Here is a 25,719-nt window from a genome sequence, read left to right as displayed (position 1 = left end):
GGAAACCTTCAGCCGAGGTTTCCACGGCGTATGGCCAGCTGTCGCTACGCCCTGTGGCGGCACATCCAATACCCCGTCGTAAAAAACCGCATGACCTCAGGTCAAAGTTCGTCCTTGATCCGGACAATGCCCAAACTGGGCGGTTGCTGCCGACGGGTTCGCCAGGTATTTCCCATTCGCCCGGTCTGCCTCCAGTAATGCCCGGCTACCAGCACTCGGAACTCGCCGAGTTCCATGAGCCTGGAAACAAACTCGTCCGGGGTTAGCCGACTGACCCATCTGCCATTTTCGAACACCACAGATCGAGTCAACAGCAGAGCCTTTTCTGCCGGCGTGTAAACAGGAATGTATTGGAGCAGTACGCCGTTGGGTGTGGAGTAGTAGTAGCTCTGGATGTCGAAGCCCTTGTTCTTCAGTTCATGCGTGTGTGCATGAACCAGGGCCGGGGAAGCGAAATTCGCATAGACCTTTTCCTTGTCCGGTCCAAGCGTTGTGTTGCCCGACAGGTGAAACTGATGACTGGCCACCAAAGTGTAACCGTCAGGATAACGTGGCGCCGGATTACGCCAATTGCTCGAAGGATCATTTGCCGCACGGAATATCCGGGCCAGTGGACTGTCATCGTAAGCGGAATAGGAAACCGGTTCGAGCGGGACAAACCGCCGGGACGGCAGGCGCGCCAGTATCGCCCCCTCATATCCCGTGTCGATTATTGGCTCTTTGCCTGCTCGTGCCTGAGCGTGGCGCGCGGCGTCGTCGCCATGATGAAAGACCGGCCCCAGCGCCGGGACCGGATTGGCTTTCCACCGTTCGTTGCTGGAAACTTCGACCATATGCGGCTGCCAGCCCTCATCAGCCACGCCATGGCGCGACCACCAGGCACTGGTTTCAATGACTTCAAGTATGCCGGCCCGTGCCATCCGGCGAACGTAATCGGGAAAGTCGAAGGTGCCTTTGGCAATGTCGCGCTCATCGTTCGCCGTCTGTAGCGGCGACGCAAACGAATTGGGTCGCAGTTGGATCTGTCCGAATTCATCATAAAAGGCTCCGGGCTCGAACGGATGCAGCGCCAGTCTCAACAGCGCACCATCGGCACAGGAAAAATAGATCGGCTTGTATCCCTGCGGGGTATTGGCCCGCGCGCAGGCTTGCTGCACATCGGTGGGCGAGATGAAAAAATGCCGAAAATCATTGTCCAGCGCCCCCAGAGGCGGGAGTGGTGCGCGCAGGTAAATAGAATCGAGCATAAAACCTGCTGGCAGCCGTCCTTGCTCGAATACCCGATCCAGTCCTAACAACGAACGTTGCACCTCAACGGGGAGACTGGCAATGAACAGGCCATCGCGAGAGCGCAGAATGAAGCCGAAGGTCGGGCTGTCTCTGCTGACGGAGGCCTCATGAACATTTCGAGCGGCAGCGTCTGCCTGAATGAACACCGGACTGCAGACCGGCGCACTGCTCGCTCTGGTGTAGTCGGTCACGGGGAGCCGATCCGCAGAAAAGGGCTGCCATCGGCTGACCAGTCGGGGCAATCCCCACAAACGACTGCCGGTCACGACTTGAAGGTGACCGGCCTTGGTCAGCGAGTCGACCCATGCACTGGGTTTCAATTCCCCACTGCGTATGAACTGTTTGATTTTTTTCCCGTCGAGATCCGCAGGCAAGGTTTTTGAGGCTGTCAGTGCATTGGCCAGGTCGGCGCGCAGGCGCGCCCAGAGCCCCGACTGATAGCGAACCAGCGAACCGTCAGGCGCGAACAGATACTCTTGACTCACCCTCCCCGACACGCGAGTAAACGCCGAGTAGAGCGTGTCTACCGACAGCATGTTCTGGTAAGTCTGTTTCTCGATATCCGACAACAGCACCGACAGCCCCCTCACCACTCTCGACCGATAGCGCGCGGTGATCCGGCACCCGGCAGGAAATAATCCGCTGTTCCGGCTTTCTTCCGGGTAGATCTCGGTGACGTCGAAATCCTCCTGGGAGACTTCGATCGGAGCGGTCGCAACATATAGCGAATCGGACCTCTGCAAAATCAGCCCACCATAGGTTTTGAGCACAACGGCGGGCAGGCGGGATCGGGCAAAGGACGCCGCATCATCGGCACTGCGAAAAACCGGGCTGAGTTCGCGTCGTTGCAGATTTGCAAAGGCCTGCCATGACGCAGTCACTGGTCCGGGCCTGTCCCAACACAGCGTCGTTCGCAGGACATTGAGTTCACCACTGTTGGCAACCAAACGGACGAAGTCCGCAGGCAATAACTTTCCGCGAGCCAGATTACGTTTGATAGCGTCCAGCGTCAGAGCGGGCGTGCCGTCATCAAACAGCTTGCTCGCCTTGCTTTTGCTATATGACAGGAGCGCGCCGTCCTGCGTCGACATGTACAGCGCAATAGGTTGATCCGGTTCCGTGACCGGGCGACGGCGGGAATAGTACGCTGCAATAGCAATGTCGTCCGGCGCAATGAAGTACTGCCCCAGCCAGGAGTCCGGCCCGTTGGCGGGATGTTTTACCCGCTGACGCGAATAAAAATGCGCATGCCGATTGAAACCTTCCGGAAACTGATACCAGGGCGGTGTCCTTCGAGGTCCGAACATGCTCTGCAACTGGAATACATTGTTCCTCTGCTCCAGGACGGGAAACAGTTCGGTGGCGACATACGCCTCCTTATCCTGGTGTTTGAGAATAAACCCGAACCACGCCCTCTCGGTATCGTGCAAACGTGTATCGCGGGAGTAGCGATCTTGTGCGGCGTCATCCGCCGTAGAGAAGACCGCGCCGAACGCCACCTGCGCCGGGCGGCTCCAAGTCCACGGTTGCGCGGGAATCGTCCAGACAGGCGATACCGGCCCCCGCGGCCCCCATAACTCGCTGTTGTTCGCCAGCACCGTCAGTCGACCCGCCGCCGCCTGCTGCCGGATAAAGTCCTGGGGCCGGGTGGCACCACTTTCCAGCGCCAGTGCCAACACCCCCGGATGCCGCCGGGTGCCCAGACGTTTATCCAGATCCCGGGCAAAAGGATTCTCGGAAGGTACAAAACCGACAAGGCTGTTCTGGGCGCCTGATAGATACAGCGGAATTTCATCGAGCAGCACCTGCCGCATCTCCTCGACGCTGATCATTTGCAGGCTCAGTGCGGCTTCCTGGCGCGTCCATTTCAAATCGTCCACTTTCACTGGATCCAGACACGAGAGCGCTTCGTGGGATATATAACGGGCGTGCAAGACATGCTCGTCGGGGAAAATGAAACGCCCGGCATTATCGCGAGGATAGAACTGCCCCAGCGCGAGCGCGGCCATCCCCCCCTCGAGCGGTTCAGTCACCACGAAACGCTGATTGTCGTGCTGGAAGATGTAACCGGCAAACTGGCGGTCGCGCCGGTTGCCAATCTGTTCATGGGCATATCCGGCGGCATCCTCGGCCGACAAAAACTCGCGGCTCAGTACCGGCCAGGTGAAGTCCGCGAAGGGTGTCCAATTGATCTCTACCGGCCCGAGCCGAGCCCACAGCGGACTGCCCCGCAACACTTCCAGGCGTCCGGCCAGAATCACCGCCGAGACGAACTCACGCGGGCGCAGCGTCCCGGCCCGGAGTCTGGCTTGCAAGCCACCGTCGTCGATGCTCCCGTCGGCTTTTTCGATGCTCAGCGCCGCTTCAATCTGATTGCCGCTGAAGGTGTACTTCAACATCGAAGCGTTTTTTGCCTGCATGTACAACGAAAGAGGCTTGCCGGCAGCGGACAAATGCTGACTCTTGGCACGACAAGCAATGGCATGCGCCATTTCCTGCGGAGTGAAAAAGTTTTCGTACAGCCACGGTTGAACGGGAGGAAACCGTGAAGGATCCGGTCGGGACGCGAAATAGAACCCCTCCAGCCCATACCCGGTCGGCAGGCTCAACGTGCCGTCGTCACTTCGGGCAAAGTAGTTCGCCGGCTCCCACGCCGCCAATCCGGCCTTGCGCGCCTGCGTCGCTACGTACTCCTCGGCATTGAGTTTTTTCAGCACCAGTCCCGAAGTCTGTGCGCCCTTGGGCTTGAGAGCAGCGAGCACGGCTCGTTCCGCACTGGCACACACGCGGGTCATCAGCGGCAGCCCGGACACGCCCGTGGCAAATGCCTGACCGCGCTGCCAGCCCGGCGGCACGCGACCTACGGAATGCGCCCAGTCTGCATTGGACACAATGACTTTCAACTCACCGACAGAGGCCATCTTGTTGATGATGCTCGGGACGTCATAAGCCCCGTCCGGATGGCCTGGCGGTGAACCCGCGTCGTACCAGTTGTAAAAGCTGCGTTCCTGCGCCGAACCGCTGGACGTGTACTTGAGCAATGTTCCATCGGGACCGGAAAGATAGGCGCTGCGAAAGTACGCGCGTCCATCCACATCGCCCATGAAATCGGCATCGGAGAATAAATTGATGAAGAGCCGCAGGTTCATGTCATCCAAAGATGGATAGGAGCGGCGCATTTCATCGTAAATGGGCGGATGGCTGTGAACGTTTGCAGCAAACCGGTACCCATCGGGAGGTGCTGGAAACCCCAAGGTATCGAAGTCAATGATGGTGCCTAAATCGAAGGAGGTTTCTTCTCCCGGAACCGGTGAGCTGGCGAAAAAGTGTCCATCGTCTCGAAGCAGAATCACACTTCCATACTCGCGATCGGCATTGGCAGGAATTCGGTTGTGGACCCAGTAAGCGGCATCCTCATCTGTCAGAAAAGGCGGACTCAGTGGCGGCACCTTGCTCTTGCGCGATGGGAGTGGTGCACGGCCGAAACGGCCTGACACGTCAGTCATGATAAAAATCCTAATGAGAGAGCTCGGGATAACTATCGAATGAGTGTCGCCTTCCGATGCTTGAGATAAGTGGTGCAGGGTTATCGTTTTTGTATCCACTTCTGTAGCCGCCCCGCCGCCCCAATCTGGCGCATGCCTGCGCACCACTGCATACAAGATGTCCGTTGCTGGTGCAGGCCATGGCCACGCAACCGCTCTAAACCGACATTTTTCTGCCCGATCCCGACCGGGCACAGCCCTTGCAAAACACACCTTCAGTCGTCCGCATCTGCCAACCAGAAAAATTAAACATTCATGGAGATCGCACAATGAAGCGTCGCAGTTTGATCAAGGCTTTCACACTCACGGCATCCATTGCCGCGATGGGCATGACCTGGACAGTCCAGGCCGCCGAGACCATCAAGGTGGGGATTCTGCATTCGTTGTCCGGCACCATGGCGATCTCCGAAACGTCGCTCAAAGACATGGCGCTGATGACCATCGACGAGATCAACGCCAAGGGCGGTGTGAACGGCAAGATGCTTGAGCCGGTGGTGGTTGACCCTGCATCCAACTGGCCGCTGTTCGCCGAAAAGGGCCGGCAGTTGCTGACCCAGGACAAGGTCGCCGTGGTGTTCGGCTGCTGGACCTCCGTGTCACGTAAATCGGTGTTGCCGGTGTTCGAAGAACTCAACGGTCTGCTGTTCTACCCGGTGCAGTACGAAGGCGAAGAGATGTCGCCGAACGTGTTCTACACCGGCGCCGCGCCGAACCAGCAAGCGATCCCGGCGGTTGAATATTTGATGAGTGAAGAAGGCGGCAGCGCCAAGCGCTACTTCCTGCTCGGCACCGACTATGTCTACCCGCGCACCACCAACAAGATCCTGCGCTCGTTCCTGCACTCCAAAGGCGTGGCCGACAAGGACATCGAAGAGGTCTACACACCGTTCGGTCACAGCGACTATCAAACCATCGTCGCCAACATCAAGAAGTTCTCGGCGGGTGGCAAGACTGCGGTCATCTCGACGGTCAACGGCGACTCCAACGTGCCGTTCTACAAAGAGCTGGCCAACCAGGGCCTGAAGGCTACCGACGTACCCGTTGTGGCGTTCTCGGTCGGCGAAGAAGAACTGCGCGGCATCGACACCAAACCGCTGGTGGGCAACCTCGCGGCGTGGAACTACTTCGAATCCGTCGAGAATCCGGTGAACAAGAAGTTCGTCGATGACTGGAAGGCCTACGCGAAGAAACACAACCTGCCGGGCGCGGACAAAGCCGTGACCAACGACCCGATGGAAGCCACTTACGTCGGCATCCACATGTGGGCGCAGGCAGTAGAAAAAGCCAAATCCACTGACGTCGACAAGGTGCGTGAAGCGCTGGCCGGGCAGACGTTTGCTGCGCCGTCGGGTTACACGCTGACCATGGACAAGACCAACCACCACCTGCACAAACCGGTGATGATCGGCGAGATTCAGAGCGATGGTCAGTTCAACGTCGTGTGGCAGACCGAAGGGCCGATCCGTGCGCAGCCGTGGAGCCCGTTCATTCAGGGCAACGACAAGAAGCCGGATTATGCGGTGAAGAGCAACTGAGGCGGATTCAATTTTTGAGGCGGGCTTGAGATCTACCCCCTCACCCCAGCCCTCTCCCCCAAGGGGTAGAGGGGGAAAGGGAGCCGATCTTCATGCTTTTCAAAGCCTGAGTTCGGCTCGAATTCGCAGGTCGCAACACATCGTCCAAACACCTCGGTCAGTCCCCTCAATTTCAAGAGGGAGAGGGGAAAGGGAGCCGATCTTCATGCTTTTCAAAGCCTGAGTTCGGCTCGAATTCGCAGGTCGCAGCACATCGTCCAAACACCTCGGTCAGTCCCCTCTCCCTCCGGGAGAGGGTTAGGGTGAGGGGGCGGTTAACAGGACACCACTAATGCCCACTGCCATACACCGCTTTCTCATAGCCATCGCACTTTTGCTACCAATGCTGGCCCACGCCGGCGATGCCGAAGACTTCGTCGCGGCCAATCCCGTGCAACAGGCCAAACTCCTGGAAACCTGGGCCGCGCAGCCCGATCCGGCGCGTATCGAACTGATCAACGCCCTGCAACAAGGCGAGCTGACCATCGACGGCCAAGCAAAAACCCTGCGCCTGAACAACCGCCTGCGGGGTCTGATCGACACCGCCATGGCCAGCCACCAATTGCTCGCCGCCGACGCCAAAATCCGTCTGAGCGCCGCGCAGCAATTGCAGAAAAGCGCGAAACCCGCGCACCTGAAATTCCTCGACCAGCAACTCGCTGGCGAAAAAGATGAAAGCGTCCACGCCGCCCTGAGCCTCGCATTGGCCAATCTGCAACTGGTCGACACTGACCCTGCCGTGCGCCTCGCGGCCGTAAGACTGCTCGGCGAAACCGGCGATCCACTCGCCCGCACTCGTCTCGAAGGTTTGCTCGAGCCCGGCGTCGAAGCCGATGCCACTGTGCGCACCGCCGCCGAAACCAGCCTCGCCCAGGTCAAACGCAAACTGCTGATCGGCGAAATCCTCGGACAAGCCTTCAGCGGCATGTCGCTCGGCTCGATTCTGCTGCTGGCCGCGCTCGGTCTGGCGATCACGTTCGGCCTGCTCGGCGTGATCAATATGGCCCACGGCGAGATGCTGATGCTCGGCGCCTACTCGACCTACGTGGTGCAGTTGATGTTCCAACGCTATGCGCCGCAGGCCATCGAGTTCTATCCGCTGATCGCCCTGCCGGTAGCGTTTTTCGTCACAGCGGCGATTGGCATGGCTTTGGAACGCACGGTGATTCGTCACCTCTACGGCCGACCGCTGGAAACCCTGCTCGCCACCTGGGGCATCAGCCTGATGCTGATTCAGCTGGTGCGCCTGCTGTTCGGTGCGCAGAACGTTGAAGTCGCCAACCCGGCGTGGCTGTCCGGTGGCATTCAAGTGCTGCCGAATCTGGTGCTGCCGTACAACCGCATCGTCATCATCGCTTTCGCACTGTTCGTCGTCGTACTGACCTGGTTGCTGCTGAACAAAACCCGCCTCGGCCTCAACGTTCGCGCCGTCACCCAAAACCGCAACATGGCCGCCTGCTGCGGCGTGCCGACCGGTCGCGTGGACATGCTCGCCTTTGGCCTCGGCTCAGGCATCGCCGGCCTCGGTGGCGTGGCGCTGAGCCAGATCGGCAACGTCGGCCCGGACCTCGGCCAGAGCTACATCATCGACTCGTTTCTGGTGGTGGTGCTCGGTGGTGTCGGCCAGTTGGCCGGTAGCGTGCTCGCGGCATTTGGCCTGGGCATCGCCAACAAAATTCTCGAGCCGCAGATCGGTGCGGTGCTCGGCAAGATCCTGATCCTCGCGCTGATCATTCTGTTTATCCAGAAACGTCCGCAAGGTCTCTTCGCACTGAAAGGACGGGTGATCGACTGATGAACCAGCCTCTGCTTGTTACCGCTACACAAAAGGCCGGGCCGAAAGTCACGATCGCGGTCGGCGCAGTGATCCTCGCGCTGCTGATCGCTCTGCCGCTGCTATCACTGCTGCCAGCGGAAAGTGCGCTGTCGGTCTCGGCATACACGCTGACGCTGGTCGGCAAAATCCTCTGCTACGCCATCGTCGCGCTCGCGCTGGATCTGGTCTGGGGTTACGCCGGTCTGCTGTCCCTTGGTCACGGATTGTTCTTTGCCCTCGGCGGGTACGCGATGGGCATGTACCTGATGCGCCAGGCTGCCGGCGATGGTCTGCCAGCGTTCATGACCTTCCTGTCGTGGAGCGAATTGCCGTGGTACTGGAGCGGCACCAGCAGCTTCGTCTGGGCGATGTGTCTGGTGGTGTTGGCGCCCGGGTTGCTGGCGCTGGTGTTCGGTTTCTTCGCCTTCCGCTCGCGGATCAAAGGCGTGTACTTCTCGATCATGACCCAGGCCCTGACCTTCGCCGGGATGCTCCTGTTTTTCCGCAACGAGACCGGGTTTGGCGGCAACAACGGCTTCACTAATTTCCGCACGATTCTCGGTTTTGGCATCACTGAACCGGGCACCCGCGCGGTGCTGTTTCTGGCCACGGTGTTGTTGCTGGTGGCGAGTCTGTTCATCAGCTGGCGCCTGGCGCAGAGCAAGTTCGGTCGCGTGCTGACGGCGCTGCGCGATGCGGAAAACCGCTTGATGTTCTGCGGCTACGACCCGCGCGGTTTCAAGCTGTTCGTGTGGGTCTTGAGTGCGGTTTTGTGTGGCCTGGCGGGTGCGTTGTATGTGCCGCAAGTGGGCATCATCAACCCGAGCGAAATGTCGCCGACCAACTCGATTGAAGCGGCAGTCTGGGTCGCCCTCGGCGGTCGCGGCACCCTGATCGGTCCGTTGCTCGGTGCCGGGGTGGTCAACGGCATGAAGAGCTGGTTCACCGTGGCCTTCCCGGAATACTGGCTGTTCTTCCTCGGCGCGCTGTTCATCGTCGTGACGCTGTACTTGCCCAAAGGCGTGATCGGTCTGCTGAAGAAACGAGGTGAACAATGAGAGTCACGGCGAGCGCTGAATTCATGTTGGAACCGGCCTTTTTTCCCGTGGAGCCGAACAAGGACGAGGGCACCAGTCGCGACTCGATTGGCCTGGGCCAACGCGTCGGTCCGGGGCTGGATACCCGCCACGGCACGATCCTCACCCTGGAAGACATCAGCGTCAGCTTCGATGGCTTCCGGGCGCTGAACAATCTCAATCTGTACATCGGCGTCGGCGAACTGCGCTGCATCATCGGCCCCAACGGCGCCGGTAAAACCACGTTGATGGACGTGATCACCGGCAAGACCCGGCCCAGTCATGGCAAGGCCTGGTTCGGTGAAACCCTGGACCTGACGCAGATGAGCGAAGTGCAGATCGCCCAGGCTGGCATCGGTCGCAAGTTTCAGAAGCCGACGGTGTTCGAAGCGCTGAGTGTGTTTGAAAACCTTGAGCTGGCGCAGAAGACCGACAAGTCGGTGTGGGCCAGTCTGCGTGCGCGGCTGAGTGGCGAGCAGCGAGATCGCATCAGCGACGTGCTGGAGACGATTCGCCTGACCACGTCGGTCAATCGCCAGGCGGGGCTGTTGTCCCACGGGCAGAAGCAGTTTCTCGAGATCGGCATGTTGCTGATGCAGGACCCGCAATTGCTGCTGCTCGATGAGCCGGTGGCGGGCATGACCGATGCGGAAACCGAGTTCACGGCTGAACTGTTCAAGTCGCTGGCGGGTAAGCATTCGTTGATGGTGGTGGAGCATGACATGGGCTTTGTCGGTTCGATTGCCGACCATGTCACCGTGTTGCATCAGGGCAGTGTTCTGGCGGAAGGCTCACTGGAACAAGTGCAGGAAAACGAGCGCGTGATCGAGGTTTATCTCGGCCGCTGACGACCTAGATCGTTCCCACGCAGAGCGTGGGAACGATCACCGGGGGAGAATTTGAATATGCTGCAAGTCGACAAGCTGCACCAGTACTACGGCGGTAGCCACATCCTGCGCGGCCTTTCGTTCGACGTGAAAGTCGGTGAAGTCACCTGCCTGCTCGGCCGTAACGGCGTCGGCAAAACCACCCTGCTCAAATGCCTGATGGGCCTGCTGCCGGCCAAGGAAGGCGCGGTGAACTGGGAAGGCAAACCGATCACCAGCTTCAAGCCACACCAGCGCGTTCACGCCGGAATTGCCTACGTGCCGCAAGGCCGGGAAATCTTCGGACGGCTGACCGTGGAAGAAAATCTGTTGATGGGTTTGTCACGGTTTCCCGGCAATGAGGCCAAAGAAGTGCCAAGTTTCATCTACGAATTGTTCCCGGTGCTGCTACAAATGAAGCAGCGTCGCGGCGGTGATCTCTCCGGTGGTCAGCAGCAACAGCTGGCGATTGGCCGCGCACTGGCCAGCCGCCCGCGTTTATTGATCCTCGACGAGCCCACCGAAGGCATTCAGCCCTCGGTGATCAAGGAGATCGGCGCAGTGATCAAGAAACTCGCGGCGCGCGGTGACATGGCGATTCTGCTGGTCGAGCAGTTCTACGATTTCGCCGCAGAGCTGGCCGATCAATACCTGGTGATGTCCCGGGGCGAGATCGTCCAGCAGGGTCGCGGTGAAAATATGGAGGCCGAAGGTGTACGCGGGCTGGTAACGATCTAGTACAACGAACTAATCTGTAGCTTCCTAACGATAATCACACACCATGAATTCGACTGTTTCACCTGCCCTGTTTACCCCGAGCTGGCACGCCGAGCTGGAACTCGCTTACGCGCGTTTCGGCGACTGCACGCGTCCGGTGATGCGCCGCCATCTCGGTCCGTTGCGCGTGCAAAAGCACCTGTACGCCGAAGGCCCCGAGGTCTGCCAGCACATCATCGTCCACCCGCCGGGCGGCATTGCCGGCGGTGATCGTCTCGACATCAACGTGTGCGTCGAGCAACACGCCTGGGCGCAGATCACCAGCCCAGGCGCGGCCAAGTGGTATCGCGCAGGCGGGCCGGCCTACCAGAAGCTCGACTTGAAAGTGGCTGCCGGAGCGACGCTCGAATGGCTGCCGCAGGAAACCATCGTCTACAGCGCCGCCCAGGCTGAGCTAAGCACTTCGATTGATCTGCAGGGGGATGCGCGGCTGTTTTACTGGGACGTGGTGGCGTTGGGTCGCCCGGCCAGTGGCGAGCGTTTTGATCGCGGACATTTTCAGGCGCATCTGGATATTCGTCGCGACGGCCGATTGCTCTGGCATGAACGTCAGCGCATTGTCGGCGACGACGGTTTGCTTGATTCGCCAATCGGGCTGGATGGCCATCCGGTGTTTGCGACGCTGCTGGTTACCGGGGAAATCGATGCCGAGCTGCTGGAGCGTTGCCGCTCGCTGAATCACGAAGTACGCGGCGATCTGACCCAGTTACCGGGGTTGCTGGTCGCCCGATGCCTGGCCAGTGAAGCGTTGCTCGCTCGTGCTTGGCTCATCGATTTATGGCGATTGCTAAGACCCGCCCTGCTAGGACGAGAAGCCCGACCACCACGAATTTGGAGTACCTGATGGCCCCACCCTCCCCCCCCGCCCTCTCCCGGAGGGAGAGGGAGCCTGACCGAGTCGAATGAAAAGAATTTTGTTATCTCAAACAACTTTGCTGACTGGACCGGCTAACACAATCAACCGCGATCAGTCCCCTCTCCCTCCGGGAGAGGGCTAGGGTGAGGGGTGGTTCCAACTGGCACCGCGCTCACCGCAAGAACCACACAAATCTGCCCATATGGATTTCAAACGATGGACCTGACCCCACGCGAAAAAGACAAGCTGCTGATCTTCACCGCCGGCCTCGTCGCCGAGCGGCGTCTGGCCCGCGGCGTGAAACTCAATTACCCGGAAGCCATGGCCTACATCTCCGCCGCGCTGCTCGAAGGCGCGCGTGACGGCCAGACCGTGGCCGAACTGATGCACTTCGGCACCACCCTGCTCAGCCGCGAGCAAGTGATGGAAGGCATCCCGGAAATGATCCCGGAGATCCAGGTCGAAGCGACGTTCCCCGACGGCACGAAACTGGTCACCGTCCACCAACCGATCGTCTGAGGCGCGCCATGACCTACTCCATTCGCGATGCTCTACATGCCGACCTGCCGGCGATCCGTGACATCTACAACGACGCCGTGCTCAACACCACGGCGATCTGGAATGAACAAGCCGTCGACCTCGGCAACCGTCAGGCGTGGTTCAGCGCCCGTCAGGCTCAGGCCTATCCGATTCTGGTAATCGTCAACGCCGACAACAGCGTGCTCGGCTACGCTTCATTCGGTGACTGGCGGCCGTTCGACGGCTTTCGCCACACCGTCGAGCACTCGGTTTATGTGCGCAGCGACCAGCGCGGCAATGGCCTTGGCCCGCAATTGATGAGCGTGTTGATCGAGCGGGCGAAGGCCTGCGACAAACATGTGATGGTCGCCGCCATTGAGAGTGGCAACGCCGCTTCGATCCGCCTGCACGAACGCGCCGGTTTCATCACCACCGGGCAGATGCCGCAGGTCGGCACCAAATTCGGCCGCTGGCTCGACCTGACCTTCATGCAACTGACCCTCAACCCTGGCGCGGAGCCGCCTGACGCCAACAAGGAGTGACACCGATGAACGCCGCCCAACTGCGCCGCGTCAATGCTGAAAGTTTTGCGCATTACCGTCAGGGTCTGATCGATTTGCTGCTCGATGCCGTGGGTTACGGCGCCAGCGTCGGCTTCATGGCCGACCTCGATGCGGCGCAGGCGCGTGCGTATTTCGATGAGGTTCAGGACAACGTCAACAAGGGCAGCGTGCTGCTCTGGGTGGTGGTCAAGGACGAGCAGGTGCTGGCCAGTGTGCAACTGGGCCTGTGCCAGAAGGCCAACGGCCTCAATCGCGCCGAGGTGCAAAAACTGCTGGTGCGCGAACACGCACGGCGGCGCGGCCTCGGCCAGCAACTGATGAGTGCGCTGGAACTCGAAGCGCCCAAACACAAGCGCGGCATGCTTTACCTCGACACCGAGGCCGGCTCGCCCGCCGAAGATTTCTACAAGGCGCTGGGTTACACCCGCGCGGGTCAGATTCCTGATTACGCCTGCGACCCGAACGGTAACTATCGGCCGACCGCCCTCTATTACAAGATTCTGCAAGGAGCCCAGTGATGATTCCTGGCGAGTACCAGATCCAGCCCGGCGACATCGAACTCAACGTCGGCCGACGCACCGTCAGCCTGAAAGTCGCCAACAGCGGCGACCGGCCAATTCAGGTCGGCTCGCACTATCACTTTTTTGAAACCAACGACGCGCTGACCTTTGATCGCGCGGCCAGCCGCGGCATGCGCCTGAACATTCCGGCCGGCACCGCCGTGCGTTTTGAGCCGGGGCAGAGCCGCGAGGTTGAACTGGTGGATTACGCCGGGCAGCGGCGGGTGTTCGGGTTTGCCGGGCGGGTTATGGGTGATCTCTGAAACCGTGTGCACCGCTGCCCCTCACCCCAGCCCTCTCCCAAGGGAGAGGGAGCCGATTTGGGGGCTTTTCAGATCCTGAGCTCGACTCACTATTTCAGGTCGATGCCTGTCGAAAGATACCCACGGTCAGTCCCCTCTCCCTCTGGGAGAGGGCTAGGGTGAGGGTCGATGGCTCACCACTATTTTCCTGAAGGACGCAGCATGAAAATTTCCCGTCAAGCCTACGCCGACATGTTCGGCCCCACCGTCGGCGACAAGGTGCGCCTGGCCGACACCGAACTGTGGATTGAAGTCGAACAAGACTTCACCACCTACGGCGAAGAAGTGAAATTCGGTGGCGGCAAAGTCATTCGCGACGGTCAGGGCCAAAGCCAGTTGCTGGCTGCCGAAGTGGTCGACACGCTGATCACCAACGCGCTGATCATCGACCACTGGGGCATCGTCAAAGCCGACATCGGCCTCAAGGACGGGCGCATCGCGGCGATCGGCAAGGCCGGTAACCCGGACGTGCAGCCGAACGTGACCATCGCCATCGGCGCCGGCACCGAAGTGATCGCCGGCGAAGGCATGATCCTCACCGCTGGCGGCATCGACACACACATCCACTTCATCTGCCCGCAGCAGATCGAAGAAGCGCTGATGAGCGGCGTTACCACCATGATCGGCGGCGGCACCGGCCCGGCCACCGGCACCAACGCCACCACCTGCACCTCCGGGCCTTGGCACCTGGCGCGCATGCTCCAGGCCGCTGACGCGTTCCCGATGAACATCGGCCTCACCGGCAAAGGCAACGCCAGCCTGCCGGAGCCGCTGATCGAGCAGGTCAAGGCCGGCGCCATCGGCCTCAAGTTGCACGAAGACTGGGGCACCACGCCGGCGAGCATCGACAACTGCCTGAGCGTCGCCGATCAGTTCGACGTGCAGGTGGCGATCCACACCGACACCCTCAACGAATCCGGTTTCGTCGAAACCACCCTCGGCGCGTTCAAGGGCCGCACGATTCACACCTATCACACCGAAGGTGCCGGTGGCGGTCATGCGCCGGACATTATCAAGGCCTGCGGTTTCCCCAACGTATTGCCGAGCTCGACCAACCCGACCCGGCCGTTCACCCGCAACACCATCGACGAACACCTCGATATGTTGATGGTCTGCCACCACCTCGACCCGAGCATCGCCGAAGACGTCGCGTTCGCCGAAAGCCGCATCCGCCGCGAAACGATTGCCGCCGAAGACATCCTTCACGATCTCGGCGCGTTCTCGATGATCAGCTCCGACAGCCAGGCCATGGGCCGCGTCGGCGAAGTCATCACGCGCACCTGGCAGACCGCCGACAAGATGAAAAAACAGCGCGGCCCGCTGCCGCAGGATGGCGCAGGCAACGACAACTTCCGCGCCAAACGCTACATCGCCAAGTACACGATCAACCCGGCGATCACCCATGGCATCAGCCACGAAGTCGGTTCGGTGGAAATCGGCAAGTGGGCCGATCTGGTGCTCTGGCGCCCAGCGTTTTTCGGGGTGAAACCGACGCTGATTCTCAAGGGTGGCGCAATCGCCGCAAGCCTGATGGGCGACGCCAACGCTTCGATTCCGACACCGCAACCAGTGCATTACCGCCCGATGTTCGCCAGCTATGGCGGCTCGTTGCACGCCACCAGCCTGACCTTTATCAGCCAGGCCGCGCAGGAAGCCGGGTTGCCAGAGGCGTTGGGTCTGAAGAAAAAAATCGGCGTGGTCAAAGGTTGCCGCGACGTGCAGAAAACCGACCTGATCCACAACGACTATCTGCCAAATATCGATGTCGATCCGCAGACGTATCAGGTCAAGGCTGACGGTGTGTTGCTGTGGTGTGAGCCGGCGGAAACATTGCCGATGGCACAGCGCTACTTTCTGTTTTGATGATGGAGCGCGCTGAATACGGACACGCAGGTCCGTATTCAGTAGCGATCGCTCAGGCAATCACGGGAACAACGTCGCGATGTCCGCATCGCTGTAGTTGTAATTTATGCGTAACTCGGTTCCTGCCGGAATGTCTTCGGTAGCGAATATGGCATTGAGAATGAAGTCCCGGGTTACCAGTTTCTTGCCTATCCACTGTTGCGCTTCGACAGTGAATGGAACGAATTCGACGTTATAGCCATCCGTAGCCTGACGAACCGGCTTGCCCGTTGCGTCATACCAGAAGTACGTGTTGATCCGGGAGATAATCGTGTCACCGACCAACGCAAGTTGTTCGGGGATCAAATATCCAGGTCCTGGTTGATAACGTATGCCGACCTTCATGGTGTATGACTGCTGAGAGAGCGGCACAAGACGTCCTGGCATGATGGCGCCAGCATAGACGCCGACCACCTCACCTCGGGTGATGCGCCGGTTGGCTACCACCAACGACTGGCCGATCAAGGCCCGCTCTCCGGGCGTCCTCATGTCGGCCTCTGTGAACAATCGCCATTGCAGCTTTTCTTCATACAACCGCGCGACACTCTCGTATGCGCCAAATTTGATGTAGGGCTTGACCTGCTCGGAGGTGTATCGGCCGCCGTCGTCAAAACGCACGAGGGTCTGCAGCTTCTTTATCCGGACAGGTCTGCCATCCAGGTCCCGGAATGGGTATTTTCCATTATTGCCGCGGTCGTAGATCCCAGGTTGATTGCCGAGGTATGAAAAGCGCGTTTCGCTGCGCATCGTAATCTGTTCGTCATTAGTGAAAGGTTTGACGGGCATCGATTCAGACGCCATATAGAAGTGTTCCTGCGCCGTATCGACATCGTCTGGCAGCTCTTCCAGAGCAGACTCATAGGCCTCGTCACTCTGCCGGGAGACCCTGCGGCTTTTGCGCGCCACAACGGCGCCGCCGTCCGCTGACGCGCTGACATCCGGCAGCATGTACCAGTGATTGTGCAATGGATCGTAGGCGAGTTCAGGGCCGGACGGCCACCGCTCGCTGTGCAGCTGTGCCCGGTGCAGGCCGGTTTCGCCATCGATGCCGACCAGCACAGTACCGCCGCCCTGAACATCAGCGTAGAGGCGGCTGTTGAACACGCGAAATCCCTGAGTATTCGCCTCCGGTAAATCGGCTGTTGAAGGAATCAGGTAATCCTGCAGATAAGGGGTTGCGGCCAAAGAAAAAGTGGCAGACGTGGACGCTATCGGGTGAACTTGTAAGCTGTGCGGCGCTGCCGCCGTTTCAATTTGCGGCGTGCTACTGCCGGGCTCGCTCGTATCGGGCGGTGACCTGCGCATGAATGGAGCGGATGTCAGATGCAACAGAGCGGAATCGTGGGGAGTTGCATCCACGGGCGTACGCGGGGGGGTGTTTACATCGGCTGTGCCCGGTTTGGGCGGTTTTGGCGGTTTGGGTTTGACTGGCATGAACAGGCTTCCTTTGCAAAGTGTCACCGCGACCTGAATGGCGCGACGACAGTCGGCATCCATTGCCGACCTTCGCCCGGAAAACTAGCAGACCGTGCGGCCGGTTAATACCGGGAGAAATACCTGCAAACATTTACCCTGAGGAGGCCAGGCCTGCTTGCGAATCGGCCCATCGGACGCAAGATAAATTCCGATAGCCTACTCGACCACCAACCGCCCCAATCGCTGGCGCAACATGCGATTCTCGGCGCGCAACTCGCGAACCTCCTCCAGCAGATTCAGCGCGAGAGCGACGCCTTCCCACTCCAGCTCCAGATCCCGGCGCAACTTCGCCGCCCGCTTGGCCAGCGCCAACTCGTAATCGGTGAAGCGCCATTCCCGGGGCTGCGCACCCTGAGGTTCGAGGATGCCGTGTTCGACAATTTCGATCACGTAGACGTCCGATAAATCGGCCGCCTCACAGAATTCTGCCAAGTCCAGTTGAACGATCAGGGGGCTGCTCATGATGGGCTACTCCGTCGTCGAATTTAGAAGTTCTCGCGCGGGTTGAAGGCGGCTTTCTTCGCCAGTTCCTGCCACAGCGCCTTGACCTCGTCGTCAGCGGCCTTCGGCATCACGGCCTTGAGCTGGACGAACAGGTAACCGCGCTCGCCTGCCTTGTTTTTCAGGCCATGGCCCTTGGCGCGCATGCGCTGGCCGTTCTGGCTACCGGCGGGGACCTTGAGGTTGATCTTGCCGGTCAGGGTCGGCACGGCCACTTCGGCGCCCAGTGCCAGCTCCCACGGTGCCAGCGGTAGCGTGATGATCAGGTTTTCGCCTTCTACATCGAATTTGGGGTGTGGCGCGAAACGAATGGTCAGGTACAGATCACCATTCGCCCCGCCACCGACGCCCGGGGCACCCTGGCCTTTGAGGCGAATACGCTCGCCGTCGGATACGCCCGCCGGGATTTTCACGTTCAGGCTCTTGCTGGTGTTGCTGACGTGCTGACCGTTGGCGTTGTATTGCGGCACCTGGAAGGTGACTTTCTTCGACTCGTTCGCCAGCGTCTCTTCGAGGAAGATTGGCAGTTCCATTTCCACGTCTTGCCCTCGGCGCCCTGCGCTGCGTTGTTGCCGGCCTTCGCCGCCACCGAAACCGGGGCCGCGATTGCCGAAGATCGAACTGAAGAAGTCCGAGAAGTCGCCGGTGTCGCCACCACCGCCGCCAAAGCCACCACGGCTCTGCCAGCCCGGTGGCCCCTGGAACGGCTGACCGTGCTGGCCGTAGCGGCGCAGTTCGTCGTATTCGGCGCGTTTTTCGCCGTTTTTCAGCGCTTCATAGGCTTCCGAGGCATCCTTGAATTTGGCCTCGGCGTCTTTTTCCTTGCTGACATCGGGGTGGTATTTGCGCGCCAGCTTGCGATAGGCCGCCTTGATTGCCTTGTCGTCGGCTGTCGGCTCCACGCCGAGTATCTTGTAATAGTCTTTGAAGTCCATTGAAGGAATCACCATCCGTTATCGATTTCGCGCCGATGCCAGCATGCGCCGATTCGCGCGTGCCAGGTTGACCGATCTCAAGTTTGTGACCGGGTGGCGCAACAGAAGTTTATCGGCAGTGGACGGCGGTTCTTGTGACCGCCGGTGGTTCTGCCGGCCCATGCCAGCAAGTTTGGGGCAAAGCTTGAGGTTTCAAGGCAGTTTAGTCGTGAAATAGCAGATGACCGGCCTTCGATTCTGGCGCGCACTGACATACACTGCGCGGCCGTTTTTTTGACCGGAACCGAAAGACATGAAAGACGCCTCTCCAGCCCGTGCCTGCGGCATCGACTTCGGCACGTCCAACTCCACCGTCGGCTGGCTGCGCCCCGGCATGGAAACGATGATCGCGCTGGAAGACGACAAGATCACCCTGCCGTCGGTGGTCTTCTTCAACATCGAGGAGCGCCGCCCGGTGTACGGTCGTCTGGCGCTGCACGAGTACCTGGAAGGCTACGAAGGCCGCCTGATGCGCTCGCTGAAAAGCCTGCTCGGTTCCAAGCTGATCAAGCACGACACCAGCGTGCTCGGCACGGCGATGCCGTTCAAGGACTTGCTCGGCCTGTTCATCGGCCAGTTGAAGAGCCGCGCTGAAACTGCCGCCGGTCGAGAGTTCGAACAAGTGGTGCTTGGCCGCCCGGTGTTCTTCGTCGATGACGATCCGCTGGCCGACCAGGAAGCTGAAGACACTTTGGTCGATGTGGCCAAGAAGATTGGCTTCAAGGAAGTCTCCTTCCAGTACGAGCCGATTGCGGCGGCCTTCGACTACGAGTCGACTATCGAGAAAGAAGAGCTGGTACTGATCGTCGACATCGGCGGTGGTACGTCTGACTTCTCGCTGGTGCGCCTGTCGCCAGAGCGCCGTGGTCTGGACAACCGTCACGACGACATCCTCGCCACCGGTGGCGTGCACATCGGCGGGACCGACTTCGACAAACAGCTGAGCCTGCAGGGTCTGATGCCGTTGTTCGGCTACGGCAGCCGCATGAAGAGCGGCGCCTACATGCCGACCAGCCACCACATGAACCTGGCGACCTGGCACACCATCAACTCGGTGTACTCGCAGAAATCCAGCCTGGCGCTGGGCAGCATGCGCTACGACATCGAAGACACTGGCGGCATCGATCGTCTGTTCAAATTGATCGAGCAGCGTGCCGGGCACTGGCTGGCGATGGAAGTCGAAGAGAGCAAAATCCAGCTGACCCACACCGACAGTCGCCATGTGCCGCTGGACCGCATCGAGGCCGGGCTGAGCGTGGAGCTGACCCGCGCTTTGTTTGAGTCGGCGATTGATGCCCTGCTGGAGCGAGTGCGCGGCAGTGTCACGCAACTGTTGAACGATGCGGGCGTGTCGGTGGAGCAGGTGGATACGGTGTTCTTCACCGGTGGTTCGAGCGGGATTCCGGCGCTGCGCAACAGCGTCTCGGCGATGCTGCCGAATGCGCGGCATGTTGAAGGGAATATCTTCGGCAGCATTGGTAGCGGTTTGGCGATTGAAGCCCGCAAACGCTATGGCGTTTAACGGCAGCTGCAAGCTTTAAGCTGCAAGCGGCAAGTAAGAGCAAAAGCAAGAGCCACTGCGGCTCTCGCTTCTGCTTTCACTTGCAGCTTGAAGCTTGCAACTCGAAGCAGCTGTTAAACCATCCCGCCCAGCTTCAACTCACTCTTCAGATACGCGTAATAAATCGGCCCCGCCACCACCCCCGGCAGGCCGAACGCGGCCTCGAACACCAGCATCGCCAACAGCAACTCCCACGACTTGGCACTGATCTGCCCGCCGACAATGCGCGCGTTGAGGAAGTATTCGAGCTTGTGGATAACGATCAGATAACCCAGAGCCGCCACCGCCACCCAGATCGACAGCGACAGGCCGACGATGGTGATCAGCGTGTTGGAAATCAGATTACCGATGACCGGCAGCAAACCGAGCAGGAAGGTCAGGACGATCAGGGTTTTGGTCAACGGCAGCTTCACGCCGAACATCGGCAGGATCACCGCGAGGAAGATCCCGGTGAAGAAGGTGTTGAGCAGGGCGATCTTGATCTGCGCGAAAACGATATTGCGAAACGCTTGAACCAGCAGGTGCAGACGGTCGAACAGCGCCGCCGCCAGCGGTTTGCGCTTGGTGACATCCGGCACGCGCTGCAGGGCGATGATCGCACCGAGCACCATGCCGATCAGCAGCGTCACGAACATGTGCGCCGCATCCTTGCCGACTAGTTGCAACTCAGAGAGATGCTTGCTCAGCCATTCGCCGATTGCTACGCGGAATTCTCCGGCACTGGCCGGTAGATAAGCGTCGATGAACGGCGGCAACTGACCGCGTGCGCGATCGACCACGCCCATGAATTTGTCCAGCGAGGCACCAGGATTTTCCGCCTCGTGCAGGAGGAAACTGATCGCCCCGGCAAAGATCAATGCCAGCACACTCACCACTAACGTACCCAGCAACGCCACCGCCAGCCAACGCGCGCGCCGCCCTTCGATCAGCCGTTGCAGTTGCGGGGTGAGCATGTTGACCAGTTCGAACACCAGCAGCCCGGCCAGCAGGCTCGGCAACAAGCGCAGCGGCAGCACCAACAGCAGACCGCCGAAAATGATGATGCAACTGACCCAGAACACTACATGACGCTCAGAAAACGTTGGCATACAGCCTCAAAACGAACGGCGTAAAAGGATTGGCAGTCTGCCAGCGATCCGGGGCGAGCACTAGAAATATGCGGTGCTTTGAGCCCTCACCCTAGCCCTCTCCCAGAGGGAGAGGGGACCGATTGGGGGATGTTCGGAAAATCGGGCGACCTGAGAGTGCTGTATTGAATCCATAATCGACCGGATAGTTCAGGTCGAAGAATGTATTGAGACAACGCGGTCAGTCCCCTCTCCCTTTGGGAGAGGGTTAGGGTGAGGGCAGGCCTCGAGGCGACCACATCAATCCCGGTCTACCCACAAACCCGCGTTATTTTTTCTTCAGGCAATCACTCATGAACGTCTTGCGCGCATCGCCGGTCAGGGCTTTGGTTTTCGCGTCGGCGTTGCAGGTTTTCATTTTTTCCTGCTGCGGGGTCAGGGCCTTGGCATCGTTGGCCGCTGGCGCTGCCTTGAGGCAGGTGCTCATGAAGGTTTTGCGCTCATCGCCTTTCAGACTCTTGGCGGTCGCATCGGCATTGCAGGTGGTCATCTTGTTCTGTTGCGCCGTGGCGGCGAAACCCTGGGAACACAGGAGCAAACCAATCATCAACAAAGGCACACGCAACATCTTCATGGAGTTTTCTCCTTGTCGCCGCTCCGATGGGGGCGGCCTCTGCTGGAGTGTAGCCAAATCTTGTTACACCTTCCTGCCTTCCAGATGGCTACGGCGATACTGCTCCGGCGTGCACCCGGCCTGCCGCGCGAACATGGCGATGAATGCCGAGCCGCTGCTGTAACCGAGATCGAAGGCGATTTCCTGCACGCTGCGCGAAGTCTCCAGCGCCTCGATTGCCGCGAGATAGCGCAGACGCTGGCGCCACTCGCCGAAACTCATGCCCAGTTCGCGGACGAATTGCCGGGCCAGCGTGCGTTCGCTGACATGCACCTGCAGCGCCCAATGCGCCAATGGCTGATTGTTACCCGGTTGCGCCTGCAAGGTTTCGAGAATCGACAGCAAACCCGGACTGCTCGCATAGGGCAGATAACATTCGTGCACCGGCGCCTGTTGCAGTTGATCGACCAATACCTGCGCCAATCGCTGATCGGCGTCGAGTTCGGGAATTTTCACATCGCGGGCGGCAAAGTCCTTGAGAATCGCCTTAAGAATATCGCTGATCGCCAACGTGCAGGCACGACGGGGCAAATCGGCACAGACCTTGGGGTCCAGACACACCGCGCGATAGTTGACCGGTTGATGGCTATAGAAACTGTGCTCGACCTGCGGCGGCACCCACACCGCGTATTGCGGCGGCGACATGAAGCGGCTGCCGTCGACATCCATGTGCAACACGCCATGGGCCGCATACTCCAGCGTGCCCCACGGATGGCGATGCGGCGCGGCGAATTCGTGGGCGTTGAAATCGGCGTAACGGAAGTACACCGTCGACGGCAGTTCGCTGAAATCCAGCAGATCGATGTGTTTACTGTTCATGCTGTCCGGTTTCAGAGGCAGTTTGTCCGGTTCGAAGTATAGGCCTGCATCCAGACAAGGGATAATTGCGTTTCATCAACGTACTGGTTTCAACGCATGCAATACGCTTTTCCGCTGCTGGCGATTTTTATCTGGGCCGGCAATACCGTGATCAACAAACTGGCGGTCGGGGCGATTTTCCCCGCCGAGATCGGTTTCTACCGCTGGCTGCTCGCCGGTTTGCTGTTCACTCCTTTCATGCTCAAAGCGGTGATCGCACACTGGCCGCAGATCCGTCCGAACCTGGGCAAGATCTTCATCCTCGGCGTACTCGGCATGGCGGTGTATCAAAGCCTCGCCTACTTCGCCGCGACCCTGACCACCGCGACCAACATGGGCATCATTCTGTCGCTGATGCCATTGATGTCGCTGGCCATGGCGATCATCAGCCTCGGCCAGCGCCTGACGGCCGGCGCGCTGGTCGGTGCAGTCTTGTCGTTTGCCGGTGTGCTGGTGGTGGTGTCGTCCGGCAGCCTCGGTGCGTTACTGCAACACGGGCTGAACATGGGTGATGCGATGATGCTGATCGCGACTTTGGCCTATGCGATCTACAGCACGCTGTTAAAGAAATGGCAGTTGCGCCTGCCGCCGCTGGTGTTGCTGTATTTGCAGGTGCTGGTGGCGATTGTCGTGTTGTTTCCGCTGTATGCCGCTTCGCCGAAGACCGGGCTGACCCTGCAGAACATTCCGCTGGTGTTGTATGCGTGCCTGTTGGCGTCGATGCTCGCACCGCTGGCGTGGATGCAGGCGGTGCAGCGTCTGGGGCCGAGCCGGACGACATTGTTCTTCAATTTGCTGCCGTTGATTACCGCGCTGATTGCGGCGGTAGTGCTGAAAGAGCAGTTGGCGATGTATCACTTGGTCGGTGGGTTGCTGACCTTGGGCGGGGTGATTCTGTCCGAACGCTGGACCACCGTGTTGGGCCGCCGGATCAGCGTTGCCTGATGGAAAAGATCGCAGCCTGCGGCAGCTCCTGCATGGGTTTGGGGCGCTCACAAAATTTGTGTCCGCCACCGAACCTGCCGCAGGCTGCGATCTTTTGATCCTAAAGGCCCGCAGCCTCAAGCCGCGCCGCATGCTCGACAAACAGCCGCACCGGATCTGCACCCTTACCGACCAGGCCCAGCGACTGATTGACGATGTCGAAGTGATCCAGCGGATAGTCGTCGCCAATCACCGTGCCCAGATGCGAGCTGTAGCGCCCGACCATGCCGTCGCACTGCCCCGGCTCACGCACGAAGGTTTTCGCAAACAAGCGACAGCTGCGATTGGTCCCGTCGAACAGATTGCCGCCACGATCGGTCTTGCCCGGCTGCAACGTCCCCGACCACGAGTAATAGCGCACGCCATTGACCTCCTCCGGCCCGTGTCCGCCCCAGGTTTCAGGCAAGCCCTGTGGATAACGCTGGTTGAACAGCGCCACGCCTTCGGTGGTCAGCGATTGGTGCGAAGCGTGGATATCCACCGGCAGTTTCGGCCCGTGATAGCCGGTTTCCAATAACGCCATCAGCCACCCGACAAAGCGCAGCAACGCCTCAAGAAGGCGCCCCTTGGCGCTGTCGGCCGGGTAGTGTCGCTGCAGATAGTCGGCCAGCTCCGAACCGTGATTGGGTCCGGCCACCGACGTTACCGAGGCCACCAGATCCGGCCGTTTCGCTGCCGCATAGCGTGCCGTCAGCGAACCCTGGCTGTGGCCGAACAGGTTGACCTTCTGCGCGCCGGTCTCACGCAAAATTTCATCGATCTGCGCCAGCAACTGCTCTCCACGCACTTCTGTGGAATGCAGCGGCGACACCTGCACGGCAATCACCGTCGCACCACCACGACGCAACGCCTTGATGATTCCGTACCAATACGGATAGAGCACCAGCCGGATAAAACCGAGCATGCCCGGCACCAGCACCAATGGATAACGCGTCGACATGGGCAAACATCCTTGTGGTCGGTGAGTGGATGCCAGACGTGCAAAACGCCCGCCAAACATCCTCCCTGATGATGACAACTCAACAACCAGCCTACTTCAGGCCCACCACCCCCGCCACAATCAGTCCCACTGAGAGCAGTTTGACCAGCGTCAGGCTCTCGCCGAGCAACGCAAACCCGAGGAACACCGTGCCAAGTGAGCCGATGGCCGTCCAGATCGGGTACGCAATGCTCACTGGCAGCTCGCGCATCGCCAGGGTCAGAAAGTAAATCCCGCCGATCGCCGCGACCACGGTGATCAACGATGGCCACAGCCGGGTAAAGCCTTCGGCGTACTTCATGCCCATGGCGAAGGTCACTTCGAACCCGGCGGCGATCAGCAAACATAACCAAGCCATTTAGAACGTCCGGGCCAGGTCGAGCAAACGCTGCTCAGCCTCGGCCAGCGACACCGCGAAGGTGCGCTCGGCGGATTCTTCACCCTCGGCGGCGACCACGGTGACGTCGTTGATACCGACGAAACCCAGCGCCGTGCGCAGCCATGGATCGGCGTGGTTCAAGGCTTCCAGCTCGCCACCCGGACCGAAGCCGAAACCACCGCGACTGGTCACGATCAGCGCCTTCTTGCCCTGCAATAGCGGCGTGTATTGGGCGACGCCGTTGTCCAGCGTGTGATCAAAGGTCAGGCCAAGGCGCACGATCTGATCGACCCAGGCCTTGAGGCCGCTGGGCACGCTGAAGTTGTACATCGGTGTGGAAATCAGCAGCAGGTCGTGGTCGAACAACTCGCCGACCAGTTGATCGCTCAGGGCCAGATCGGCCTGCATGAACAATGGACGTGCTTCAGGCTGTGGATAAAACGCGGCGGCGACAAAGGCTTCATTGACGGCCGGAATCAGCGCTCGACCGACTTCACGCCGAGTCACCTGCGCCTGCGGATGACGCACCTGCCAGGCACTGAGAAAAACTTCCGCCAGACGCCGCGAGTGGGAACGGTCGCCACGTGGGCTGGAATGAATCGCAAGAATTCTGCTCATCTG

23 protein-coding genes are annotated in these 25,719 nt (G+C 60.0%); 13 read left to right on the top strand and 10 right to left on the bottom strand.

All coding sequences use genetic code 11. The features are described 5' to 3' along the window. Positions 1-101: 101 nt before the first annotated feature. Positions 102-4,796 (bottom strand): DUF4329 domain-containing protein, encoded by a 4,695-nt coding sequence (locus P3G59_RS03055; RefSeq protein ID WP_277760411.1) that lies wholly within the window; start codon positions 4,794-4,796, stop codon positions 102-104. Between the two features lie 308 nt (positions 4,797-5,104). Between P3G59_RS03055 and urtA the strand changes: the two genes are divergently transcribed. The 11 genes from urtA to ureC all read left to right on the top strand — a co-directional run bounded on the left by urtA (position 5,105) and on the right by ureC (position 15,607). Further along, the gene (gene urtA, locus P3G59_RS03050; RefSeq protein ID WP_095047339.1) at positions 5,105-6,370 is read left to right on the top strand and encodes an urea ABC transporter substrate-binding protein; all 1,266 of its coding nucleotides are present in this window, start codon (positions 5,105-5,107) and stop codon (positions 6,368-6,370) included. Positions 6,371-6,701: 331 nt separating this feature from the next. Then, complete coding sequence (urtB, locus tag P3G59_RS03045) at positions 6,702-8,204, top strand: urea ABC transporter permease subunit UrtB (protein ID WP_277760410.1); 1,503 nt, start codon at positions 6,702-6,704, stop codon at positions 8,202-8,204. Then, positions 8,204-9,283, top strand: coding sequence for an urea ABC transporter permease subunit UrtC (gene urtC / locus P3G59_RS03040; protein WP_277760409.1), 1,080 nt, complete (start codon positions 8,204-8,206; stop codon positions 9,281-9,283). The genes urtB and urtC overlap by 1 nt, the downstream gene beginning before the upstream one ends. A 23-nt stretch (positions 9,284-9,306) precedes the next feature. Continuing rightward, complete coding sequence (gene urtD / locus P3G59_RS03035; RefSeq protein ID WP_277762106.1) at positions 9,307-10,149, top strand: urea ABC transporter ATP-binding protein UrtD; 843 nt, start codon at positions 9,307-9,309, stop codon at positions 10,147-10,149. A 57-nt stretch (positions 10,150-10,206) separates the two neighbouring features. Beyond that, positions 10,207-10,905: an urea ABC transporter ATP-binding subunit UrtE gene (gene urtE, locus P3G59_RS03030; RefSeq protein ID WP_277760408.1), complete on the top strand. Its 699-nt coding sequence runs from the start codon at positions 10,207-10,209 to the stop codon at positions 10,903-10,905. Positions 10,906-10,948: 43 nt separating this feature from the next. Further along, positions 10,949-11,788 carry an urease accessory protein UreD gene (locus tag P3G59_RS03025; protein WP_277760407.1) on the top strand — a complete coding sequence of 280 codons (840 nt, stop codon included), beginning with the start codon at positions 10,949-10,951 and terminating at the stop codon, positions 11,786-11,788. 228 nt (positions 11,789-12,016) lie between these two features. Beyond that, positions 12,017-12,319, top strand: a complete 303-nt coding sequence (ureA, locus tag P3G59_RS03020; protein ID WP_007915951.1) for an urease subunit gamma — start codon at positions 12,017-12,019, stop codon at positions 12,317-12,319. Positions 12,320-12,327: 8 nt separating this feature from the next. Next, a complete protein-coding gene (locus P3G59_RS03015) occupies positions 12,328-12,861 on the top strand; it encodes a GNAT family N-acetyltransferase (protein ID WP_277760406.1) in 534 nt (177 codons plus the stop codon). A 5-nt stretch (positions 12,862-12,866) separates the two neighbouring features. Continuing rightward, complete coding sequence (locus tag P3G59_RS03010) at positions 12,867-13,400, top strand: GNAT family N-acetyltransferase (protein WP_277760405.1); 534 nt, start codon at positions 12,867-12,869, stop codon at positions 13,398-13,400. After that, on the top strand, positions 13,400-13,705 hold the full coding sequence (locus P3G59_RS03005) for an urease subunit beta (RefSeq protein ID WP_277760404.1): 306 nt from the start codon (positions 13,400-13,402) through the stop codon (positions 13,703-13,705). Before P3G59_RS03010 ends, P3G59_RS03005 begins: the two co-directional genes overlap by 1 nt. A gap of 201 nt (positions 13,706-13,906) precedes the next feature. Continuing rightward, the gene (gene ureC, locus P3G59_RS03000; protein WP_277760403.1) at positions 13,907-15,607 is read left to right on the top strand and encodes an urease subunit alpha; all 1,701 of its coding nucleotides are present in this window, start codon (positions 13,907-13,909) and stop codon (positions 15,605-15,607) included. Between the two features lie 60 nt (positions 15,608-15,667). On the opposite strand, the gene P3G59_RS02995 is transcribed toward ureC, so the two are convergent. From P3G59_RS02995 to P3G59_RS02985, 3 genes are all read right to left on the bottom strand, one after another. Next, positions 15,668-17,080 carry a hypothetical protein gene (locus P3G59_RS02995; protein ID WP_277760402.1) on the bottom strand — a complete coding sequence of 471 codons (1,413 nt, stop codon included), beginning with the start codon at positions 17,078-17,080 and terminating at the stop codon, positions 15,668-15,670. Between the two features lie 198 nt (positions 17,081-17,278). Next, entirely contained in the window at positions 17,279-17,584 is a 306-nt protein-coding gene (locus P3G59_RS02990) for a chaperone modulator CbpM (RefSeq protein ID WP_277760401.1), read from the bottom strand. 23 nt (positions 17,585-17,607) lie between these two features. Further along, a complete protein-coding gene (locus P3G59_RS02985; protein ID WP_277760400.1) occupies positions 17,608-18,558 on the bottom strand; it encodes a DnaJ C-terminal domain-containing protein in 951 nt (316 codons plus the stop codon). A gap of 292 nt (positions 18,559-18,850) precedes the next feature. On the opposite strand from P3G59_RS02985, the gene P3G59_RS02980 reads away from it, so the two are divergent. Next, positions 18,851-20,119, top strand: coding sequence for an Hsp70 family protein (locus tag P3G59_RS02980; protein WP_277760399.1), 1,269 nt, complete (start codon positions 18,851-18,853; stop codon positions 20,117-20,119). Positions 20,120-20,232: 113 nt separating this feature from the next. Here the strand turns inward: P3G59_RS02980 and P3G59_RS02975 are convergent, their stop codons facing one another. The 3 genes from P3G59_RS02975 to P3G59_RS02965 all read right to left on the bottom strand — a co-directional run bounded on the left by P3G59_RS02975 (position 20,233) and on the right by P3G59_RS02965 (position 22,717). Continuing rightward, positions 20,233-21,246, bottom strand: coding sequence for an AI-2E family transporter (locus P3G59_RS02975; protein ID WP_201230346.1), 1,014 nt, complete (start codon positions 21,244-21,246; stop codon positions 20,233-20,235). A gap of 307 nt (positions 21,247-21,553) precedes the next feature. Next, a complete protein-coding gene (locus P3G59_RS02970) occupies positions 21,554-21,859 on the bottom strand; it encodes a PsiF family protein (RefSeq protein ID WP_007950613.1) in 306 nt (101 codons plus the stop codon). Between the two features lie 63 nt (positions 21,860-21,922). Then, positions 21,923-22,717 carry a helix-turn-helix transcriptional regulator gene (locus tag P3G59_RS02965; RefSeq protein WP_277760398.1) on the bottom strand — a complete coding sequence of 265 codons (795 nt, stop codon included), beginning with the start codon at positions 22,715-22,717 and terminating at the stop codon, positions 21,923-21,925. Positions 22,718-22,813: 96 nt separating this feature from the next. On the opposite strand from P3G59_RS02965, the gene P3G59_RS02960 reads away from it, so the two are divergent. After that, positions 22,814-23,701 (top strand): DMT family transporter, encoded by an 888-nt coding sequence (locus P3G59_RS02960; protein WP_277760397.1) that lies wholly within the window; start codon positions 22,814-22,816, stop codon positions 23,699-23,701. 100 nt (positions 23,702-23,801) lie between these two features. Here P3G59_RS02960 and P3G59_RS02955 read toward each other — a convergent pair whose 3' ends face one another. The 3 genes from P3G59_RS02955 to P3G59_RS02945 form a co-directional block, all read right to left on the bottom strand. Further along, on the bottom strand, positions 23,802-24,680 hold the full coding sequence (locus P3G59_RS02955; protein ID WP_277760396.1) for a triacylglycerol lipase: 879 nt from the start codon (positions 24,678-24,680) through the stop codon (positions 23,802-23,804). Positions 24,681-24,771: 91 nt separating this feature from the next. Beyond that, positions 24,772-25,077 (bottom strand): multidrug efflux SMR transporter, encoded by a 306-nt coding sequence (locus P3G59_RS02950; protein WP_277760395.1) that lies wholly within the window; start codon positions 25,075-25,077, stop codon positions 24,772-24,774. Beyond that, complete coding sequence (locus P3G59_RS02945) at positions 25,078-25,716, bottom strand: NAD(P)H-dependent oxidoreductase (protein WP_277760394.1); 639 nt, start codon at positions 25,714-25,716, stop codon at positions 25,078-25,080. It lies immediately after the preceding gene. Between the last annotated feature and the right edge of the window lie 3 nt (positions 25,717-25,719).

Origin of the sequence: Pseudomonas sp. A34-9 (genome assembly GCF_029543085.1) — a bacterium.
GTDB lineage: Bacteria > Pseudomonadota > Gammaproteobacteria > Pseudomonadales > Pseudomonadaceae > Aquipseudomonas.
Note: the sequence above shows the minus strand (reverse complement) of the source record. Positions and strands in the feature narration are given on the sequence as shown.

What these genes read in the sequence shown, in the direction of transcription:
- P3G59_RS03055 (WP_277760411.1), bottom strand. Translation starts at nt 4,796, where the DNA reads ATGACTGACGTGTCAGGCCGTTTCGGCCGTGCACCACTCCCATCGCGC.
- urtA (WP_095047339.1), top strand. Translation starts at nt 5,105, where the DNA reads ATGAAGCGTCGCAGTTTGATCAAGGCTTTCACACTCACGGCATCCATT.
- urtB (WP_277760410.1), top strand. Translation starts at nt 6,702, where the DNA reads ATGCCCACTGCCATACACCGCTTTCTCATAGCCATCGCACTTTTGCTA.
- urtC (WP_277760409.1), top strand. Translation starts at nt 8,204, where the DNA reads ATGAACCAGCCTCTGCTTGTTACCGCTACACAAAAGGCCGGGCCGAAA.
- urtD (WP_277762106.1), top strand. Translation starts at nt 9,307, where the DNA reads ATGTTGGAACCGGCCTTTTTTCCCGTGGAGCCGAACAAGGACGAGGGC.
- urtE (WP_277760408.1), top strand. Translation starts at nt 10,207, where the DNA reads ATGCTGCAAGTCGACAAGCTGCACCAGTACTACGGCGGTAGCCACATC.
- P3G59_RS03025 (WP_277760407.1), top strand. Translation starts at nt 10,949, where the DNA reads ATGAATTCGACTGTTTCACCTGCCCTGTTTACCCCGAGCTGGCACGCC.
- ureA (WP_007915951.1), top strand. Translation starts at nt 12,017, where the DNA reads ATGGACCTGACCCCACGCGAAAAAGACAAGCTGCTGATCTTCACCGCC.
- P3G59_RS03015 (WP_277760406.1), top strand. Translation starts at nt 12,328, where the DNA reads ATGACCTACTCCATTCGCGATGCTCTACATGCCGACCTGCCGGCGATC.
- P3G59_RS03010 (WP_277760405.1), top strand. Translation starts at nt 12,867, where the DNA reads ATGAACGCCGCCCAACTGCGCCGCGTCAATGCTGAAAGTTTTGCGCAT.
- P3G59_RS03005 (WP_277760404.1), top strand. Translation starts at nt 13,400, where the DNA reads ATGATTCCTGGCGAGTACCAGATCCAGCCCGGCGACATCGAACTCAAC.
- ureC (WP_277760403.1), top strand. Translation starts at nt 13,907, where the DNA reads ATGAAAATTTCCCGTCAAGCCTACGCCGACATGTTCGGCCCCACCGTC.
- P3G59_RS02995 (WP_277760402.1), bottom strand. Translation starts at nt 17,080, where the DNA reads ATGCCAGTCAAACCCAAACCGCCAAAACCGCCCAAACCGGGCACAGCC.
- P3G59_RS02990 (WP_277760401.1), bottom strand. Translation starts at nt 17,584, where the DNA reads ATGAGCAGCCCCCTGATCGTTCAACTGGACTTGGCAGAATTCTGTGAG.
- P3G59_RS02985 (WP_277760400.1), bottom strand. Translation starts at nt 18,558, where the DNA reads ATGGACTTCAAAGACTATTACAAGATACTCGGCGTGGAGCCGACAGCC.
- P3G59_RS02980 (WP_277760399.1), top strand. Translation starts at nt 18,851, where the DNA reads ATGAAAGACGCCTCTCCAGCCCGTGCCTGCGGCATCGACTTCGGCACG.
- P3G59_RS02975 (WP_201230346.1), bottom strand. Translation starts at nt 21,246, where the DNA reads ATGCCAACGTTTTCTGAGCGTCATGTAGTGTTCTGGGTCAGTTGCATC.
- P3G59_RS02970 (WP_007950613.1), bottom strand. Translation starts at nt 21,859, where the DNA reads ATGAAGATGTTGCGTGTGCCTTTGTTGATGATTGGTTTGCTCCTGTGT.
- P3G59_RS02965 (WP_277760398.1), bottom strand. Translation starts at nt 22,717, where the DNA reads ATGAACAGTAAACACATCGATCTGCTGGATTTCAGCGAACTGCCGTCG.
- P3G59_RS02960 (WP_277760397.1), top strand. Translation starts at nt 22,814, where the DNA reads ATGCAATACGCTTTTCCGCTGCTGGCGATTTTTATCTGGGCCGGCAAT.
- P3G59_RS02955 (WP_277760396.1), bottom strand. Translation starts at nt 24,680, where the DNA reads ATGTCGACGCGTTATCCATTGGTGCTGGTGCCGGGCATGCTCGGTTTT.
- P3G59_RS02950 (WP_277760395.1), bottom strand. Translation starts at nt 25,077, where the DNA reads ATGGCTTGGTTATGTTTGCTGATCGCCGCCGGGTTCGAAGTGACCTTC.
- P3G59_RS02945 (WP_277760394.1), bottom strand. Translation starts at nt 25,716, where the DNA reads ATGAGCAGAATTCTTGCGATTCATTCCAGCCCACGTGGCGACCGTTCC.